The sequence below is a fragment of the Streptomyces sp. NPDC048671 genome, assembly GCF_055587045.1.
In genome coordinates, this window is the sequence record NZ_JBVJHB010000002.1 from 489,896 (window position 1) to 508,030 (window position 18,135).

The 18,135-nt window shown below is 71.4% G+C and carries 13 protein-coding genes and 1 tRNA gene; 1 reads left to right on the forward strand and 13 read right to left on the reverse strand.

Annotation, left to right across the window (positions count from 1 at the left end; all coding sequences use genetic code 11):
* Nucleotides 1-291: 291 nt before the first annotated feature.
* Complete coding sequence (locus tag ACZ6S6_RS06570; RefSeq protein WP_469704195.1) at nucleotides 292-678, reverse strand: hypothetical protein; 387 nt, start codon at nucleotides 676-678, stop codon at nucleotides 292-294.
* 535 nt (nucleotides 679-1,213) lie between these two features.
* Nucleotides 1,214-1,301 (reverse strand) — tRNA-Leu (locus ACZ6S6_RS06575).
* A gap of 247 nt (nucleotides 1,302-1,548) precedes the next feature.
* Between ACZ6S6_RS06575 and ACZ6S6_RS06580 the strand changes: the two genes are divergently transcribed.
* Complete coding sequence (locus ACZ6S6_RS06580; protein ID WP_469704196.1) at nucleotides 1,549-2,853, forward strand: DUF2254 domain-containing protein; 1,305 nt, start codon at nucleotides 1,549-1,551, stop codon at nucleotides 2,851-2,853.
* Between the two features lie 225 nt (nucleotides 2,854-3,078).
* On the opposite strand, the gene ACZ6S6_RS06585 is transcribed toward ACZ6S6_RS06580, so the two are convergent.
* From ACZ6S6_RS06585 to ACZ6S6_RS06635, 11 genes are all read right to left on the reverse strand, one after another.
* Entirely contained in the window at nucleotides 3,079-4,278 is a 1,200-nt protein-coding gene (locus ACZ6S6_RS06585) for a sugar phosphate isomerase/epimerase family protein (protein WP_362954305.1), read from the reverse strand.
* A 49-nt stretch (nucleotides 4,279-4,327) separates the two neighbouring features.
* Nucleotides 4,328-5,725: an alkaline phosphatase family protein gene (locus tag ACZ6S6_RS06590; protein WP_362954307.1), complete on the reverse strand. Its 1,398-nt coding sequence runs from the start codon at nucleotides 5,723-5,725 to the stop codon at nucleotides 4,328-4,330.
* Entirely contained in the window at nucleotides 5,722-6,897 is a 1,176-nt protein-coding gene (eboE, locus tag ACZ6S6_RS06595; RefSeq protein ID WP_469704197.1) for a metabolite traffic protein EboE, read from the reverse strand. Before eboE ends, ACZ6S6_RS06590 begins: the two co-directional genes overlap by 4 nt.
* A gap of 4 nt (nucleotides 6,898-6,901) precedes the next feature.
* Nucleotides 6,902-7,750, reverse strand: a complete 849-nt coding sequence (locus ACZ6S6_RS06600; RefSeq protein WP_469704198.1) for a TatD family hydrolase — start codon at nucleotides 7,748-7,750, stop codon at nucleotides 6,902-6,904.
* On the reverse strand, nucleotides 7,750-8,448 hold the full coding sequence (locus ACZ6S6_RS06605; protein WP_469704199.1) for an EboA domain-containing protein: 699 nt from the start codon (nucleotides 8,446-8,448) through the stop codon (nucleotides 7,750-7,752). Before ACZ6S6_RS06605 ends, ACZ6S6_RS06600 begins: the two co-directional genes overlap by 1 nt.
* 37 nt (nucleotides 8,449-8,485) lie before the next feature.
* Nucleotides 8,486-9,343 (reverse strand): sugar phosphate isomerase/epimerase family protein, encoded by an 858-nt coding sequence (locus ACZ6S6_RS06610; protein WP_469704200.1) that lies wholly within the window; start codon nucleotides 9,341-9,343, stop codon nucleotides 8,486-8,488.
* Nucleotides 9,340-10,395: an SCO3242 family prenyltransferase gene (locus ACZ6S6_RS06615; RefSeq protein WP_469704201.1), complete on the reverse strand. Its 1,056-nt coding sequence runs from the start codon at nucleotides 10,393-10,395 to the stop codon at nucleotides 9,340-9,342. Before ACZ6S6_RS06615 ends, ACZ6S6_RS06610 begins: the two co-directional genes overlap by 4 nt.
* Before the next feature lie 2 nt (nucleotides 10,396-10,397).
* On the reverse strand, nucleotides 10,398-11,516 hold the full coding sequence (locus ACZ6S6_RS06620; RefSeq protein WP_469704202.1) for an inositol-3-phosphate synthase: 1,119 nt from the start codon (nucleotides 11,514-11,516) through the stop codon (nucleotides 10,398-10,400).
* Between the two features lie 120 nt (nucleotides 11,517-11,636).
* Entirely contained in the window at nucleotides 11,637-15,353 is a 3,717-nt protein-coding gene (locus tag ACZ6S6_RS06625; protein ID WP_469704203.1) for a ThuA domain-containing protein, read from the reverse strand.
* A gap of 503 nt (nucleotides 15,354-15,856) precedes the next feature.
* Nucleotides 15,857-16,861: a sugar phosphate isomerase/epimerase family protein gene (locus tag ACZ6S6_RS06630; RefSeq protein ID WP_362954321.1), complete on the reverse strand. Its 1,005-nt coding sequence runs from the start codon at nucleotides 16,859-16,861 to the stop codon at nucleotides 15,857-15,859.
* 12 nt (nucleotides 16,862-16,873) lie between these two features.
* Nucleotides 16,874-18,124, reverse strand: a complete 1,251-nt coding sequence (locus tag ACZ6S6_RS06635; RefSeq protein WP_362954323.1) for a Gfo/Idh/MocA family protein — start codon at nucleotides 18,122-18,124, stop codon at nucleotides 16,874-16,876.
* Nucleotides 18,125-18,135 lie beyond the last annotated feature (11 nt).

Here is an 18,135-nt window from a genome sequence, read left to right on the forward strand (position 1 = left end):
CGATTACACGGATGATTGGAATCGATTACATGGCCGAAAACAAGCCCCCACCCGACGTCCGAGACCGGATCGTGACGCGGGGTGGGGCGGGTTGGCGGGGCGGACGGCCGGGCGGGGCGGGTGGCCGGGCGGCCCGGTCAGGGCCCTGGAGTCCGGCCGGGTTCGCGGGTGGGTGCGCTCCGGGCATGTCCCCGTGGTGGCGGGATTCGTCAAGCACGCGAAGGGCTCTGCGGCTGAGTCGTCCCGGCGGAACCGGTCACCTTCGCCGAGGGGCGTGCGGCTGCGGACCGGTCATTGGGGCTGAGCCGGATTCGCTGCCACCGCACCGGCGATGCGGCGGCTGCCTTGTGACCGGTTTCGGTAGAGCGCCGCGATGACGCGAGGATGTCCGAGCTGAATCGGTGAACCTGTGAGACTGACCGCGTTCCAGACCCGCTCCGCCACCGCGGAGTCTGTGGCGGCCGCCCGCATGGTGGCCCGGAACAGTTCGGCCAGCACGCGTGTGGTCATCGATCCGCTCCCCGGTACCTGAGGAAGAGCCTTGTCCGCCAGCATGGCGAACAGCCAGGGAAGGCGCACTCTCCGCGCCGCGGAGCGGTAGTAACGCCGAGGGAGGCGGTTCATTCCGCGCTCCAGGCATGCGCGGAGCGCCTCGGCTTCCAGGGCTGCCGCGGTCATCCCGGTCCCGCAGATGGGATTGAGGGCGCATACCGCGTCACCGATGGAAGCGCGGTTTGCCAGGATTCCCAGGTCTTGCAGGCGCTGCTCGCCTGATACCCGGTCAGGACCGTGGCGGTGAGGTCGACGACCACCATGTGGGTGTCCGTACCACCCTGCGGTGAGGAGCACGGTGGCCAACGCCTCAGCGTTGGCCGCCACATGCTGCTGGTAGTGCGTGAACGCGCGTCCGGCAGGCAGCCGTACATGACGCGCGAGGCCTCCATGGCGGTGATGGGGCGATCGCTCGAACCGCCGCTTCAAGGCCATCGGCAAGCCTGGAAGAGAACTGGAGTGACAGGACTCCCGTGCTGGGCGAGACTCCGACTGTGCGCGATCACATGGAGACTGCTTCCGGCCTGCTCCTGCGTCGGTGGAGCCGGGCTCGGCCTGTCGTCCGTGGTCCGACCTGGGAAGTCGCCGGGCCGTTGGTCACGCGGTTGGTCACGCCACAGCCCAGAAAAGCAGAAAACCCCTGATGAACAGGGGTTTCAGCTGGTGTCCGAGGGGGGACTTGAACCCCCACGCCCGATAAAGGGCACTAGCACCTCAAGCTAGCGCGTCTGCCATTCCGCCACCCGGACCGGGTGATCAGCCGCGGTCTCCCGCGGCGACAAAGAAAACAATACCAGGGGTTTGGGGTCCGTCTCACCTGCGTATTCGGTGGTCAGCGCACTGGTCACCGGGGTGCGGGCTCACCGCGGAGGCGTTCTCGCCGGCACACCCCCGCCTTTGTGTACGGTACGTTGCCGGTCGCGTACGCACAGTGTGTCCGGAGGGTCGGCGGCGGGGTCCACGCGGGTATGGGCGGGGCGGGTTACGTTCGCCGGCATGAGTGATCGCGGCTATCGGCCACCCCGCGCGCTGTCACCGTTGCGTGAGCATCTGCGCGAGACCTTCTGGTTCGCCCCGACCCTGACGCTGGTCTGCGCCGTCGTGCTCTGGTTCGCCGCCTCGGCGCTCGACGAGCAGCTCGTCGCCTACCTCCGGGACGAGCAGGCGTACGACGAGATCAATGACCTGGTCTCGGTCGCCGAGGACACCAAGACGATCGTCGTCACGATCAGCTCGGCCATGATGACCTTCATCGGTGTGGTCTTCAGTATCTCGCTGGTGGCCGTGCAGATGGCGAGCGGGCAGCTCACTCCCCGGGTGGTGCGGATCTTCGTACGGAGCCGGATCAGCAAGCTCACGCTGTCGGTGTTCCTGGCGACGTTCGTGTTCTCGCTGCTGGTCCTGAGCTCGTACGAGAGCGAGACCGATCCACGCCTTGTCGTGTCCGTGCCGTTTCTGCAGAGTGTGCTGACCGCCGCGCTGGTCGGGCTCAGTCTGTTGCTGTTCATCGCCTATGTGAGCTCCACGCTGCGTCTGATGCAGGTCGGCCCCGTCGTCGACCGGATCACCCGGGATTCCTTCCGGGTGCTGGGGCGGATGCCGGCCGGCCGGCCTCAGGAGGGGCCGCTCGCAGGCGAGACCGGGCAGCTCGTGCACGAGGGGCGGGCCGGGGTGCTGCGGGACGTGAACGTGGCCCGGCTGGTGCGGGCCGCGCGGCACCAGGGCGTCGTTCTGCGGCTGATCCCGCGGCTCGGGGACTTCGTCGTGCCGGGGACACCGGTGCTGGCGGTGCACGGCGGGGCCGCGCCGACCCGGCGCGCGCTGCGGTACACGGTGTCCGTCGGGGTCGAGCGCACCCTGCACCAGGATCTGGCGTTCGGGCTGCGCCAGCTGTCGGACATCGCGCTGCGGGCCCTCTCGACGGCCGTGAACGACCCGACCACCGCCGTGCAGTGCCTGGACCGGATCGTGCAGTTCCTCGCGGCCGTCGTGGATCTGCCCCTCGGCGCCGTTCACCACCGGGACCGCAAGGGGGTCGTACGGCTGGTGCAGGACGTGCCGGGGTGGGCGGATCTGGTGGATCTCGGGTTCGAGGAGATCCGGCGGTGTGCCGCGGACACTCCGCAGGTCACCCGGCGGCTGCTGGCCGGGATCGACGATCTCCTGCTGCTGGCGGCGCCCGAGCGGCAAAAGCCGCTGGTCCGCCATCGTGCCCTGCTGATCCAGGCGGTGGAGCGCACGACGCCGGACGCGGCCGAGCGGGAGTTCGCGCTGTTTCCCGACCGGCAGGGGATCGGCTGAGCCCGGACGCCGCCGCTATGGCACCACGTGGCGGTCCGGGAAGTTGCCCGGCAGGCGCTCGTCCGGCGGGCCGTCCGTCACGGCGCGGACCAGGAGTTCACCTCCGCCGCGGATGCGGGACACCACCCCGAATCCGCGGCCGGTCAGCCGGGAAGTGGTGCAGGTCCGGCCGGCCCGTCCTGCCTCGGACGTCGAGGCAGGACGGGGGCCGGGCCCGCCGATGTCCTACTTGCGCAGCGCCGCCAGTCCTTCGTAGCTGATCCGTGCCTGCTTCAGGGACTGCGCGAGGTCCGTCGAGCTCGGTGCGGTGTCCTGCTCGATCATCGGGTTGCGGTAGTCCGTCTGCCCGACGCGGCGGAAGAACGTCCGGTAGTCGATGACCCCGGTGCCGAAGGGCACCATGTCGTAGCCTTCGCCGTTGGTGGTGTTGACGACGCCGTCCTTGGCGTGGAACAGCGGGTAGCGCTTGTTGTGGCGGCTGACCAGTGCCGCGGGGTCGAAGGTGTTCTCCCGCTGCGATCCGTCACGCGCGGTGTATGTGTGGAACTTGTACTGAGCGACGTGCGCCCAGTAGATGTCCATCTCCAGCCATACGGTCTTCGGGTCGGTGACCTTGAGGAAGTACTCCAGCTTGCGGATGCCCGAGCTGCGGGTGGGGCGCCCCTGTTCGTCCAGCGGACCGCTGTCGAGCAGGAAGCCGTAGGCCGCGTCGTGGTTGTGGGTGTACAGCTTGATGCCCGCACGGTGAGCGGTCTTTCCCAGCGCGTTCCACTTGTCGGCGGCCACGTCCCAGTCGGCGCGGTAGGCGCCGCCGGTGGGGTCGCCACCGGTGCCCATGTGGTCCATGCCGAGGATGTTCGCTATTTCGAGGTGCCGCTTGAACTCGTCCAGGTCGCTCTGGCTCAGCGGCCAGGACGACGGGATGAAGCCGTGGTTGCCCTGGGCGCGCAGACCGTAGTCGTCCAGCCACGAGCGCAGCAGCTTCGCCCCCTGCACCGTTTCGAGGTTGCTTCCGCCGGGTGCGTTGGCGTGCTGGCCGTACCCGGCGAACTCGACCTGCTTGTAGCCGTAGCGGGCCAGCTCCTTGAAGACGGCGCGGAAGCCCGAGGGAAGGCTGGTGCTGAGCGGATCCCGGCCCGTGGCGTCGCGCACGGTGTACAGGATGATGCCGCGCTTCGCCGCCGGGACCAGAGCCTGGCCGGAGCCGTGCCCGTGGTCGTTGCCGTGCCCGTGGTCATGTCCGTGCCCCTGGCCGTGCCCCCGGTGGGAAGCGGGCTGGGCGAAGGCCGGCGATGAGGCGAGGACGGGCGCGGCGATCGCCGTCGCCGCGGCGGCGGTGCAGGTGCTGAGGAAGCGGCGGCGGTTGACGCCGAGGCTGCGGCGCAGGGCGCCGTCCGTTCCGGATTCGTCGTTGTACTCGGTCACGGTCTCTCTCCTTCTCGAAGATGTTCGCAACGCGGTGCACGGACCGGTCTCATGCGAGGCCGGCGAGCGTGAGCAGCAGGGACTTCACTTCGGTGGCCCGGACCGGGCCGTTGAACGCTCGGGGGGTGGAGCAGAGGATGAGCGGACCTTCTTCGTCGCTCAGGGGGAGGCGGCCGTGGCTGCCCCGGATGGGTGACGGGTCCAGGGGGACGACCGCCATGCGGTAGCGCATGCCGAGCTTCTTGCGGGCGACCGCCGTGGCCGCCTTGACCCGGACGTAGGGGTCCTGGGGGTCCAGGAAGAGTTCGACGGGGTCGTAGCCGGGTTTGCGGTGGATCTCGACGAGCTGGGCGAAGTCGGGTGCGCGGTCGTCGTCGAGCCAGTAGTAGTACGTGAACCAGGCGTCCGGGTCCGCGACGGCGACCAGTTCGCCGGAGCGTGGATGGTCGAGTCCGTGTGCCTTCTTGCCCTCGTCGTCCAGGAGCTGCTCGATGCCGGGGAGCCCGGCCAGGGCTTCGCGGGCCGCTTCGAGGTCCTCGGGGCGGCGTACGTAGATGTGCGCGATCTGGTGGTCGGCGACGGCGAAGGCCCTGGAGGTCATCGGGTCCAGGTACTCCATGCCGTCCTGGGTGTGGACCTCCAGGAGTCCGGCCCGGCGCAGGGCGCGGTTGATGTCGACGGGCCGCTCCACCCGGGTGATGCCGTACTCGGAGAGGGCGACGACGGTGCGGCCCTCGCGGCGGGCGTCGTCCAGGAGCGGGGCGACGGCCCGGTCGAGGTCGGCCGCGGCCTTGAAGGCGCGAGGGTCGTCGGGGCCGTAGCGCTGGAGGTCGTAGTCGAGGTGCGGGAGGTAGCAGAGAGCGAGGTCGGGGTGGCGGGTGTCGAGGATGTGCCGGGTCGCGTCGATGATCCACTGCGAGGAGACGAGGTCGGCGCCGGGGCCCCAGAAGTGGAAGAGGGGGAAGGTGCCGAGTTTCGCGGTGAGTTCGTCGTGGAGGGCCGGTGGGCGGGTGTAGCAGTCGGGTTCCTTGCGGCCGTCGGCGTAGTAGACGGGCCGCGGGGTGACGGTGAAGTCGGTGTCGGCGCCCATCGCGTACCACCAGCAGATGTTGGCGACGGTGTAGCCGGGGTGGGCGCGCCGGGCCGCGTCCCAGAGCTTGTCGCCCTCGACGAGCCCGTTGTGCTGGCGCCACAGGAGGACGTCGCCGAGTTCGCGGAAGTACCAGCCGTTGGCGACGATGCCGTGTTCGGCGGGGGTGGTGCCGGTGAGGAAGGTGGACTGGGCGGCGCATGTCACGGCGGGGAGCACGGTGCCGAGCGTGGCGCGGGCGCCGGACCGTCCGAGGGCCTTGAGGTGCGGCATGTGGTCGAGGAGGCGGGGGGTGAGCCCCACGACGTCGAGGACCAGGAGCGGGGTGGGTGAGCTGGTCGTCCCGGCGGTGGTCATGGCAGCTCCTTGAGGCCGAGGTCGACCAGGAGGTCGCGGGCGAGGGTGAGTTCGGCGGCGATGCCGTCGGCGAGCTGGGCGCGGGTGCGGGGGCGCAGCTCGGCCGGGAGTGCCTGCCAGGTGTACGTCTCGACCTCCAGGTGCCGGGTGAGCGGCCGTGCCCCGCCGACCAGGCGGGTCAGCGTGGACCGGAGTACGGGAAGGGTGGAGGTGAGCGGTGGTGCGGGTGGGGCGTGCAGGGGGACGTGGAAGTGGGCGCGCCAGGGGGCGCTGTCGGGCAGGGTGTCGCCGGTGACCGCCTCGTCGAGGTCGTCGGTGCCGCGCAGCCCGGCGGCGGTGGAGATGCGGGTCTGGTGGAGGAAGCGGGGTTCGGCGAAGGCGGCGAGCGCGGTGCGCACCTCTGGGAGGTGGGGTTGTTCGGCGTGCAGGGCGGCGGAGAGCTGCGCCTTGACGGCCGGGATGCCTGCGGCGGCGAGCGCGTCGAGTGCGCCGTCCGGGTCCTCGAAGGAGGTGGCGAGATGGCAGGTGTCGATGCAGACGCCGATGCGTTCGTGGCCGATGGCGGTGAGGGGTCCGATGGCGTCGGCGGTGGTCTCGACAGTGCATCCGGGTTCGGGTTCGAGGCCGATCCGGATGGATTTCCCGGTGAGTTCGGCCAGCGCGTCCAGGCGTTCGCCGAGGGTGGTGAGCGCGGCGAGTGCGGTGCGGGCCGCCTCGGGGTCGCCGGTGTACGGGGTGCGCCAGGCGATGGGCAGGGTGGAGATGGTGCCTTCGGTGACGTCGTCGGGGAGGAGGGTGGCGAGGAGCCGGGCGAGGTCGGTGGTGTGGGCGAGCCGTTCGGGGTCCGTCCAGTCCGGCTTGTACACCCGGTACTTGACCTCTTCGGCGCCGAATCCCTCGTACGGGAAGCCGTTGAGCGTGACGACTTCCAGTCCCCGGTGGTCGAGTTCGGCGCGCAGGGAGCGCAGTTGCGCGGGGTCGTTGACCAGGGTGCGGGCAGCGTCCCTGGCGAGCCAGAGTCCGATACCGAGGCGATCGCGTCCGAGGCGTTTGCGTACCGGTTCGCAGTGGTCGCGCAGTTGGGCGCGGACGCCTTCGAGGGTTTCGGCCGGGTGGACGTTGGTGCAGTACGCGAGGTGGACGACGGTGCCGTCGGGGTGGCGGAAGCGCATGGCCTCACTCCCCGCCGCGGAGGATGGAGTTGCCCTCGTGGAGCGGTTCCGGGTCGGCGGTGTCCAGGTGGAGGCGGCCGCTCTGGCCGTAGAAGGCGACGGGGTTGCGCCAGAGCACCTGGTCGACGTCATCCTCGGTGAAGCCGGCGGCCAGCATCGTGTCGGCGACGCCGCGGGTCTTCAGCGGGTCGCTCTTGCCCCAGTCGGCGGCGGAGTTGACGAGGATCTTCTCGGTGCCGTGGAGCTTGAGGACGGCGACCATGCGGTCCTCGTCCATCTTGGTGTCGGGGTAGATGGAGAAGCCGGCCCAGCAGCCGCTGTCGAGGGCCTCCTTCACGGTCGTCTCGTTGAGGTGGTCGAGCACGACCAGTTCCGGGGCGAGGTGGGATTCGCGGACGACGTCGATGGTGCGGCGCAGGCCGGCGAGCTTGTCGCGGTGCGGGGTGTGGACGAGGGCGGGCAGCCCGTGGTCGGCGGCGAGCTGGAGCTGGGCGGCCAGCGCGGTGTCCTCGGCCGGGGTCATGGAGTCGTAGCCGATCTCGCCGACGGCGACGACGGAGTCCTTGACGAGATAGCGCGGCAGGGCGTCCAGGACGGGGGTGCAGCGCGGGTCGTTCGCCTCTTTGGGGTTGAGGGCGAGGGTGCAGTGGTGCGCGATGCCGTACTGGGCGGCGCGGAACGGCTCCCAGCCGAGCAGCGCGTCGAAGTAGTCGAAGAAGCTGGCGGGCGAGGTGCGGGGCTGGCCGAGCCAGAAGGAGGGTTCGACCAGCGCCCGGACCCCGGCGTCGTACATCGCCCGGTAGTCGTCCGTGGTGCGGGACGTCATGTGGATGTGGGGGTCGAAGATGCGCATCAGGACTCCTCCGATGGGGCCGTTGAGGCCGTGGGGGCGGCAGGACCGGGGGCAGCGGGACCGGGGGCCGTGAGGGCGAGTACGCGGTGCAGGTCGGCGGGGACGGGGCGGCCCGCCGCGATGCGCTCGGCCGCGTAGTCGCCCAGCATCCGGGCGAGTTCCGCGTCGCCGCGGGACCGCCGGGCCAGCTGGTCGACGGCGTCGACGGGGACACCGGTGAAGAGGCATTTGAGGACGGCGTGGCGCCAGTTGTGCTGATCGAGACGTTCGCCGGCGTACGGGCCGACGGCGGCGGCGATCAGTGTGGTGTCGTTGGCGCGCAGGGCGTCCTCGACGAGGGGCACGGCGGTGGCGCCGAGGTCCAGTGCGGGCAGTGCGAGCAGGACCGCGCGCCGTTCGGCGGCGGTGCCCTGTTCGTAGATCCGGGTCGCGGCGGCCAGCCCGGCGCGGGCCTCGGTGAGCAGCAGGGCGCGTACGGAGTCGGCGTGTTCGAGTCCGCAGTGGCGGCCGGCCGCGGCGTACCGCAGCTCCCACGGGGGTACGGCGTAGGCGTTGGCGGAGGGTTCGGTGTCCGGGTGGGCGGCGGCGTGGGCGGCCTCGGCGAGTGCTTCGTCGAGCCAGGCGCGTGCGGCGCCGCCGAGCTGTGCGTCGAGCTCCTTGCGGGTCAGCAGCGGGGCATCCGGCGAGGTCATCGCCATGGCGTTGCTCCCTTCGGCGGTCGGGTGGCGCGGCGGTCTAATGGCTCGACGGTGCGTGCTCGCGGAGGAACTCGATGGATTCCCTGGCGAGTTCGGGCCCGGCGTGGGAGTGGCGGGGCAGCTCGACGACGGTGAGCCCCTCGTATCCGGTGTCTCCGAGGGCGTCGAGGGCGTCGAGCACGGGCGGGAAGTCGATCTCGCCCTCGCCGAAGGGAAGGTGTTCGTGGATGCCGCGGCGCATGTCCTCGATCTGGACGTGTCGCAGCCAGGGGGCCGCCTCACGTACGCAGTCGACGGGCGAGGCGATCTCCATGCACTGGCAGTGGCCGATGTCGAGGGTGAGTCCGAGCGGTGCCGGGTCACCGCACAGCGCGCGGAGGTGGTGGAAGTCGGAGAGGTACGAGAGGAGGTGTCCGGGCTCGGGCTCGACGGCCAGTGGCACACCCGCTCGGTCCGCGGCGTCCAGGACCGGGGCGAGGGCACCGGTCAGCCGCTCCCAGGCGGTGTCGGGATCGGTGCCCAGCGCCATGACCCCGCTGAAGCAGTGCACGGCGTGGGCGCCGAGTTCGGCGGCGACGTCGACGGCCCGGACGAGCAGCCCGGTCCTGGCGGCCCTGGCCTCGGGGTCCGGGTCGAGCAGCGAGGGGCCGTGCTTGCTGCGCGGGTCCAGGACGTAGCGGGCCCCGGTCTCCACGGTGACGCCGAGCCCCAGCTCCTGGAGCCTGGCGGCGACCTTGCGGGTGCGGGCGATGAGGTCCGGGCCCATCGGATCGAGGTGCATGTGGTCGAGGGTCAGCCCGACCCCGTCGTAGCCGAGGTCCGCGAGGAGGCCGAGGGCGTCGCCGAGGCGGAGGTCGGTGAGCCCGTTGGTGCCGTAGCCGAGGCGGATCGTCATGTGGGGCTCACCTTCCGGGCGAGACTGCGGGCGAGCGGGACGAGGCCCATGACGGCGAGCGCCGTGCCGGAGGCGCCGGCACGGGCGGCGAGGGCGGCCTGGAGCGGGATCATCGCCCGGATTCCGCTGCCGACGGCGCGCTGGGTGAGCAGCGGCGACGGGTTGAACGCGGCGTGGACGAGCGGGCGGCCGGCGGTGCGGAGGTAGGCGCCGGTGAGCGCGGTGAGGAGGAGCCGGGCGGGTGCGGTCGTCGCGGTGCGGACCCGCGCGCTCTCGGTGCCGCCGCTCCCGGCGCGGGTGCCGGGCGTGGCGCTGCCGCTTCCTTCGCCGTCCGGCGAGCCGCCGGCCGCTCCCCGCCCCACCCTCTTCCGCTCGCCCTGCCGCTCCCTCTGCCGCTCCCGCACGGCGATGCCGCCGAGCGCGGCGACGGCTCCGAGGGCGGCGAGGGGGGCGGTGGTGGAGCCGCCCTGCGCCTCGTGGCGCGAGACGGCGGTGACCGCGTAGGTGTGCGCCGTCAGGAGGGCGGCGGCGGGCAGCGCGGCCCGGGCCGAAGCCGCGGTGGCCGTGCCGGTGGCGGGGGTGGAGTGCGCGGCCGTGGCCCTGGCCGTCGCCGTCGCCGTCGCCGTGGCGCCCAGGAGCAGGTCCAGGCCGCGGGCCGCCGCCATCGACGCCGGGCCCGCCGGCGTGTGCTTCAGGCGGAGGTCGTACGCCCAGACCGTCGCCGCGAGGCCGGTGGCCACCGTCAGTGCCGGGCGGCCCGCGCGGGCGGCGAGGGCCAGGCCCGCCACGGTCAGCGCACCGGCCGCGGTGAGCGCCGCGCGGGGCGTGATCCGGCCCGAGGGGATCGGGCGGTGCGGGCGGTCCACGGCGTCCTCGTCGCGGTCGGCCCAGTCGTTGAGCGCCATGCCCGCCTCGTACAGGCAGAGCGAGGCGCCCACGGCGAGGGCGGTCGAGCCGTTGGGGCGGCGGCCGACCGCCGCCGCGCCGGCGAGGGCGTCGCCCGGCACGGTGAAGAGTGCGGAGACCCTGAGCAGCTCCGCCCAGGCGCGCACCGTCACTTCTCCCCCCGCAGCCGCTCCGCGAAGTCGAGTAGCGCCAGGTACTGCGCGGACAGCGCGGGAGGTCCGCCGTCCGGGTCCTTGAAGTAGAAGCCGAGTTCGGGGCGCGGGCCGGTCAGGCCCGCTTCGTGGGCGCGGGCCAGCAGCCGTGCCAGGTCCAGCACCAGGGGCGCGGCGAGTGCCGAGTCGCAGCCCTGCCAGGTCGTCTGGAGCACCATGCGCGCGCCGAGGAAGCCGTCGAACGCGATGTGGTCCCAGGCCGTCTTCCAGTCCCCGAGTGCCGGCACGTCGTCGATGTGGACCTCGCCCTCGGGGGCGGAGCCGAGCGTGTCGGCGAGGACGCGTTCCTTGCCGGCGTTCTTGGCGGCGGCCGCGGCCGGGTCGGCCAGTGCCGCCCCGTCCCCGCCGCCCAGCAGGTTGGTGCCGGACCAGGCCCGTACCGGCAGGGCCCGCTGCACGAACATCGGGGCGAGCACGGAGCGCAGCAGCGTCTGGCCGGTCTTGCCGTCGCGGCCCGCGTGAGGAAGGGCGCCGGCCGCGACGGCGGCCTGGAGGGCTGGGGCGCGCAGCCCGGTGGAGGGGGTGAAGTTGACGTACGGACAGCCGGCCCGGAGCGCGGCCGCCGCGTAGAGGGAGCTGGCGGGCAGCCGCTCCGCACCGGGGGCGGGCGCCGGTTCGGTGGAGGCGACGTTCACGACGACGGTCCTGGCCAGGCCGTTGCGGCGGGTGAAGTCGGTGAGGTCGGCGGCGAACGCGGTGACGAGTTCCTCGTCCGTGCGGGTGTCGCCGGGGAGCGGTCCGCCGGGGCGGATCTCCGCGTCGGCCGCGGCGAGTTCGGACCGGACCGCGGAGGGGAGGCCGTGTGGCAGTACTCCCCCGGCGGCGAGTACCTCGGCCCGTTTGGGGAGTGGGCAGTCCAGGGTGTCGTGTCCGCCGAAGACGAGCGAGGCCACGGGTGGCAGGCCGCTCTCGGCGAACGGCGCGGTCTCGGTGACCATGCCGGCGGCCGGGTGGAGGCCCGCCGCGATCGCCGCGCACCCCGCCGTGGCGGTGGTGGCGACGGAGCCGCGTGCTCCGATGAACCAGACTCCGGTACGAACGGCGTGTGCTGACACGGGCTGCCTCCCTGGCTGGGGGTCCTGGCTGGGCAGAGCTGGTGGCGCTGTGCGTGAGGAGGGACGGGCTGCGGACGGCGGGCGGGGCGTGCGGCCCCGCCCGCCGTCCGGTCGGTGGCCCTATGCGGAGGGCAGTTCCTTCAGCTGGATGTCGCGGAAGGACACCTGGTCGTCGGCCCCGTGGTTCTGGAGGCCGATGTAGCCGTCCTTGAGGCTGCGGGCCGGATCGGTGTTGGTGAAGTCGTTGATCTTCACTCCGTTGAGGAAGATCTGGAGCCGTTCACCCTTGACCTTGATCTCGTAGCTGTTCCACTGGCCGGGCGGCCTGAGGACCTGGTCGCGGGCCTTGATGTTGGCCGACTTGAAGGTGTAGACGGAGCCGGTGGTGCGGTCGGGGGCGTCGGTGGCGTCGATCTGGACCTCATAGCCGTTGTCCACCGCGGACCACGGGTCGTCGGACTCCGGGAAGCCGACGAAGACGCCGGAGTTGTCGTCGCCCGCCAGCTTCCAGTCGAGCTTCAGGGAGTACGACTTCAGCTCCTTGGCCTGGTAGGTGAGCAGGCCCATGCCGCCTTCGGAGCGCAGCTCGCCGTCGACGACGTTGAACTTGCCGGGGCCGGCCTGCTTCCAGCCTTCGAGTGTCTTGCCGTTGAAGATCGACCGGTAGCCGGTGTCCGGCTTGCAGTCGGCCTTCACCTGGCCGGCCGCGTACCGCAGCCCGCCCGAGAGGACCTTGCGGAAGTCCGGGTCGGCGTAGGACTCCTTGGTGTGGCCGAGGCCGGTGTAGAAGGAGCGGCCGCCCTGGTAGGTCTGGCACCAGGTGATCGGGTGGTCGCCCTTCATGTTGCCGCCGGTGTAGGTCGTCTCGTCGAGGGTGGCGAGGACCTTGACCTTGTCGCGCGGGTTGGTGCGGTAGTTGTACAGCTCGTCGGTGCGGTCCCAGGCGTCGCCCAGGTGGGCGGTGGCCGGGTTCTTGTGGTCCTCGACGCGGACGGTGACGGGCTGGATGGCGGGGTGGCTGTCGAAGTACGCGCCGACGAGTCCGCCGTAGAACGGCCAGTCGTACTCGGTGTCGGCCGCGGCGTGTACGCCGACGTAGCCGCCGCCGGTGGACACGAAGTTCTCGAACGCCTTCTGCTGGTCGGCGTTGAGCACGTCACCCGTGGTCGACATGAAGACGACGGCGTCGTAGCGGGCCAGGTTGGAGGTGGTGAACTGGCCGGCCTCCTCGGTGGCGTCGACCGTGATGTTGGTGTCCTTGCCGAGTTCCTTCAGTGCGGCGACGCCCTCGGGAATCGCGTCGTGGCGGAAGCCGGCCGTCTTGGAGAAGACCAGGACGCGCTTGGCGGTCTTGTCGGGCGGGGTGTTGGAGAGTTCGAAGTCGTCGATGTCGTAGAGCGCGCCATCGCCGCCCTTGAAGACCAGGAACAGCTCGGTGGCCTTCTTCGGGACGCCGCGCAGGGGGACGTCGATGTCCTGGAAGACCTCCCAGCCGCCGGTCACCGGGACCGGTGCGGAGCCGAGGATCTTGCCGGTCGCCGAGCCGGACCGTACTTCGAGGAAGCCGCCGGCGCCGCCGGAGGCTATCCGGGCGGTGAGCTTGGTGGAGTCGCCGAGGATGTACGGCTTGAAGGAGATCCAGTCGTCGTTGTCGATGTCGCCGACGGTCTTGCCGCCCTCGGCGTTCGCCTTGTCGTAGACCTTGATGCCGGACGAGTCGCTGAAGTGCTCGGCCTGACGGTGGCGCGGCTGGAGCTGTGACTGGTCGTGGCCGGTCAGCGCGGCCTGGCCGCCGCCCCCGCCGTCGGTGTACGAGGCGTCGATGACTCCGAAGATGTTGGCGTTGGGGTCGTGCCCGCCGTCCATGTCGGTCTTGATGGTGCCGGTGCAGCCGTGCGCCGAGGTGATCGGGTGGCCGTGGCTGTCGTGGCCGAGGACGAAGCGGACCTCGACCTTGGAGCAGTCGATCGTGCCGTCCTCGGGATCGGTGACGTTCACCTTGAACGGGATCTCGTCCCCGAAGGTGAACAGCTGTCCGTCACCGGGGAGTTCGAGGCTCACGGTCGGGGCCGTGTTGCCGACGGTCACATGGACGCTCGCCTTGCCGGTGCGTCCGGTGGGGTCCTGCGCGGTGACGGTCGCGGTGTAGGTGCCGTTCTTCTTGTACGTGTACGTGGGGTTGGCGTCCGTGGAGGTACCGCCGTCGCCGAAGTCCCAGGCGTAGGTGAGGGCGTCGCCGTCACCGTCCGCGCTGCCGGCCGAGGAGAACTTCACCTTCAGGGGTGCGGTGCCCGAGGTCTTGTTGGCCGCGGCCTCCGCGATCGGGGAGCGCCCCCCTGTGGCGTTCTCGATGCGGTAGAGCGCGGAGTTCTCGTCGCCGCCGAACCAGGAGAGGCCGTAGTCCAGGACGTACAGCGCCCCGTCGGGCCCGAAGGCCATGTCCATGATCTGGGTGCCGGACCACGGGATGTCGTTGATGGACTGCACGGCGCCGTCGGCGTCCTGCTCGATGCGCTTGATCCACTGCCGGCCGAACTCACCGGCGAAGAAGTCCCCGTCGTACGCCTCGGGGAACTTCACGGGCGAGTCGAGGTCGGCGTCATAGTGGTAGACCGGTCCGCCCATCGGGGACTCGGATCCGCTGCCGAACTCGGGGAGGGAACCGCCGTCGTACGGGATCCAGGCCGCCTGCGCCGGGGGCAGGTCGACGATGCCGGTGTTGTGTGGCGAGGTGTTCTTCGGGGCCGCGCAGTCGAAGGCGGCGCCGGAGGTCTGGGTGGCGAAGTCGTAGTCGATGAACGGGTCGTTGTCACCCGTGCAGAACGGCCAGCCGAAGTTTCCGGGCTTGGTGACCCGGGCGAACTCGACCTGCCCGGCAGGTCCGCGCTTGGGGTCGGCCGCGCCGGCGTCCGGCCCGTAGTCGCCGACGTAGAGGATGCCGGTGGCCTTGTCGACGCTGAAGCGGAACGGGTTTCGGAAGCCCATCGCGTAGATCTCGGGGCGGGTCCTGTCCGTGCCCGGTGCGAACAGGTTGCCGTCCGGGACGGTGTACGAGCCGTCGTCGGCGACCTTGATGCGGAGGATCTTGCCGCGCAGGTCGTTGCTGTTGCCGGCGGAGCGGCGGGCGTCGAACGCCGGGTTGCGGTCGGGGCGTTCGTCGATGGGGGTGAAGCCGTCGGAGGCGAAGGGGTTGGAGTCGTCGCCGGTCGACAGGTACAGGTTGCCGTCCGCGTCGAAGTCGATGTCGCCGCCGACGTGGCAGCACATGCCGCGGGACGTCTTGACGTCGAGGACCTTCTTCTCGCTGCCCAGGTCGAGCGTGCCGTCCTCGTCGAGGACGAAGCGGGAGAGCCGGTTGACGCCGTCGAACTCGGCGAAGTCGGCGGCGGTGCCGGTCTCGGGGGCGTCGCCGTCGGGGGTGTCCAGCGGGGGTGCGTAGTAGAGGTAGATCGCCCGGTTCTCGGTGAAGTCCGGGTCGACGCCGACGCCCTGGAGGCCTTCCTCGTCGTGCGAGTAGACGGGGATGGTGCCGGCGACGCTGGTGTTGCCCGCGCTGTCGGTGAGCCGCAGCTCGCCGCTGCGCGAGGTGTGCAGCACGCTGAGGTCGGGGAGCACGGCGAGTGTCATGGGCTCGCCGGTCTCGGCGGCGCCCTTGGCGAGGGTGACCTGCTGGAAGTCCTCGGCGGCCGGGGCGGGGGCGGGTTCCTCGTGAGCGGCGGCCGTGCCGGGCGTGGCGCCCAGGGTGAGGGTGGCGGCGGCGAGCAGGGCGCCGGTGAAGAGGGCGAGGGATTTACGGACGCGGAGCCTGCTTCTGGTCCTGCTTCGGGTTCTGTGCACGGGTGTCCTCCGGAGAGTGCCGGTTGTACGGGCGGGTACGGGTGCTGCCGTGCCGTTCAGCGCGGGGACTGCCGCGCAGGTCAGCCGGGGCCTGTGCGGCTCCGGTGACGGGGGTTATGTCGTGTACACGTTCTGGACGGTAGCCCTGTTCGTCCGGGACGGAAAGCCCTTGTGCAGCGTTGTTGTTGAACTTTTTCCTTGGTCAGGACAAAGGGGGGTCTGGGCAGGGGGTGCCGTCCCGGCGGCGTTCGCGCTCTGCCGCCGGGCGGGGGCGGATGGCTTCCCCTACCCGCCCCTTCCCGAACCCGGGGCTCCGCCCCGGACCCCGCGCCTCAAACGCCGGCGAGGCTGGATATGACGCCTCGGCCTGCGCCGACCGTGGCGCGCAACGCTGCCTGCAGCGAGGCTGGGGCACTTCGAGCCCCGCCGGCGTTTGAGGCGCGGGGGGCCGGGGGCGGAGCACCCGAGGTGCGCCCCGCCCCCGCTCCCCGCCCCGGAAACGGTCAGTCCTTGCCGCCGAACGCCGCGTCGAACGACGCGCTCGGCGGGTCGAAATCGAACCGCTTCAGCGACGCCAGCGCCTCGGGCGCGCCCGTCAGGCGGTCCATGCCCGCGTCCTCCCACTCCACGGAGACCGGCCCGTCGTAGTCGATGGACCGCAGCATCCGGAACACGTCCTCCCACGGCACGTCGCCGTGCCCGGCCGAGACGAAGTCCCAGCCGCGCCGCGGATCGCCCCACGGCAGGTGGGAGCCGAGCCGGCCGTTGCGGCCGTCCAGACGCTTACGGGCCTCCTTGCAGTCCACGTGGTAGATCCGGTCCCGGAAGTCGTACAGGAAGCCGACCGGGTCCAGGTCCTGCCAGACGAAGTGGCTCGGGTCGAAGTTCAGCCCGAACGCGGGCCGGTGGCCGACGGCCTCCAGCGCGCGGTGCGTGGTCCAGTAGTCGTAGGCGATCTCACTCGGATGCACCTCGTGGGCGAACCGCACCCCCTCGGCGTCGAACACGTCGAGGATCGGGTTCCAGCGCTCGGCGAAGTCCTCGTACCCCCGCTCGATCATGTGCGGCGGGACCGGCGGGAACATCGCCACCAGGTGCCAGATCGACGAGCCGGTGAAACCGATGACCGTGTTCACACCGAAGGCTGCTGCCGCCCGCGCGGTGTCCTTGATCTCCTCGGCGGCCCGGCGGCGCACCCCCTCCGGCTCCCCGTCGCCCCAGATCCGGGCGGGCAGGATGCCCTGGTGACGCTCGTCGATCGGGTTGTCGCAGACGGCCTGCCCGACCAGGTGGTTGGAGATCGCCCAGCACTTCAGCCCGTACTTGTCGAGCAGTTGGCGGCGCCCGTCCAGGTACCCCGGATCGGCAAGCGCCTTGTCGACCTCGAAGTGGTCGCCCCAGCAGGCGAGTTCCAGCCCGTCGTAACCGAAGTCGCGGGCGTACCGGCAGACGTCCTCCAGTGGCAGGTCGGCCCACTGACCGGTGAAGAGGGTGAAGGGACGGGGCATGTACAGGACCTCCTAGAGCTGTGCGGTGGTGTGGACGGGGGTGTGCACGGAGTTCTTCGCGGCGCTCTCCTCCACCGCCGCCAGCACCCGCTGCACCTGGAGCCCGTCCGCGAACGACGGTGTGGGCGCGGTCCGTTCGGCGATCGTGCGGACCACGTCACGGGCCTGGTGGATGAAGGTGTGCTCGTATCCGAGCGCGTGCCCCGGCGGCCACCAGGCCTCCAGGTAGGGATGCTCGGGCTCGGTGACCAGGATGCGCCGGAAGCCGGCCGTCGTGGCGGGCTCGGTGTGATCGTGGAAGGACAGCTCGTTGAGCCGTTCCAGGTCGAAGGCGAGCGAGCCCAGCTCCCCGTTGATCTCCAGCCGCAGCGCGTTCTTGCGCCCGGCCGCCATCCGGGTCGTCTCGAAGGAGGCCAGCGCGCCGGAGGCGAGCCGGCCGGTGAAGAGCGCCGCGTCGTCCACCGTCACCGCCCCGCGCGCACCGGCGTCCGCCACTGCGGCCAGACCCGCCGACGGCCCGGCTTGCAGGGGCCGTTCGCGTACGAAGGTCTCGGTCACCGCCGACACCCCGACCAGCAGCTCCCCCGCCAGGAACTGGGCGAGGTCCACGATGTGCGCCCCTAGGTCGCCGAGGGCGCCCGAGCCCGCGTGTTCGCGCTCCAGCCGCCAGGTGAGCGGGGACCCGGGGTCCACCAGCCAGTCCTGGAGGTAGGTGGCACGGACGTGCCGCAGGGTCCCGAGCCGACCCTCGGCGATCAGCTTCCGGGCGTAGGTGATGGCGGGGACCTTGCGGTAGTTGAAGCCGACCACCGCCACCTGGCCGCGGGCGGCGGCGCGCTCCGCCGCCTCGGTCATGGCCTCCGCCTCCGCGACCGTGTTGGCGAGCGGCTTCTCGCACAGCACGTGCTTGCCCGCCTCCAGTGCCGCGATGGCGATCTCCGCATGGCTGTCGCCGGGGGTGCAGATGTCGACGAGCTGCACGTCGTCCCGGGCGATCAGGGCCCGCCAGTCGGTCTCCGCGGCGGCCCAGCCGTGCCGGTCGGCGGCGGCCTCGACCGCCCTGCGGTCGCGTCCGCAGATCGCGGCGAGAGCCGGTCTCATCGGCAGCTCGAAGACATGGCCGGCGGTGCGCCACCCCTGCGAGTGGGCGGCGCCCATGAACGCGTATCCGACCATGCCGACCCCGAGCGTGGGTGCGCTCTGCATCGGCCGGTACGTCGGCGGCGCCGCCGCCTCCTGCTCCGTCTCTTCCCTACGGGCCATCCGGGCTTCCT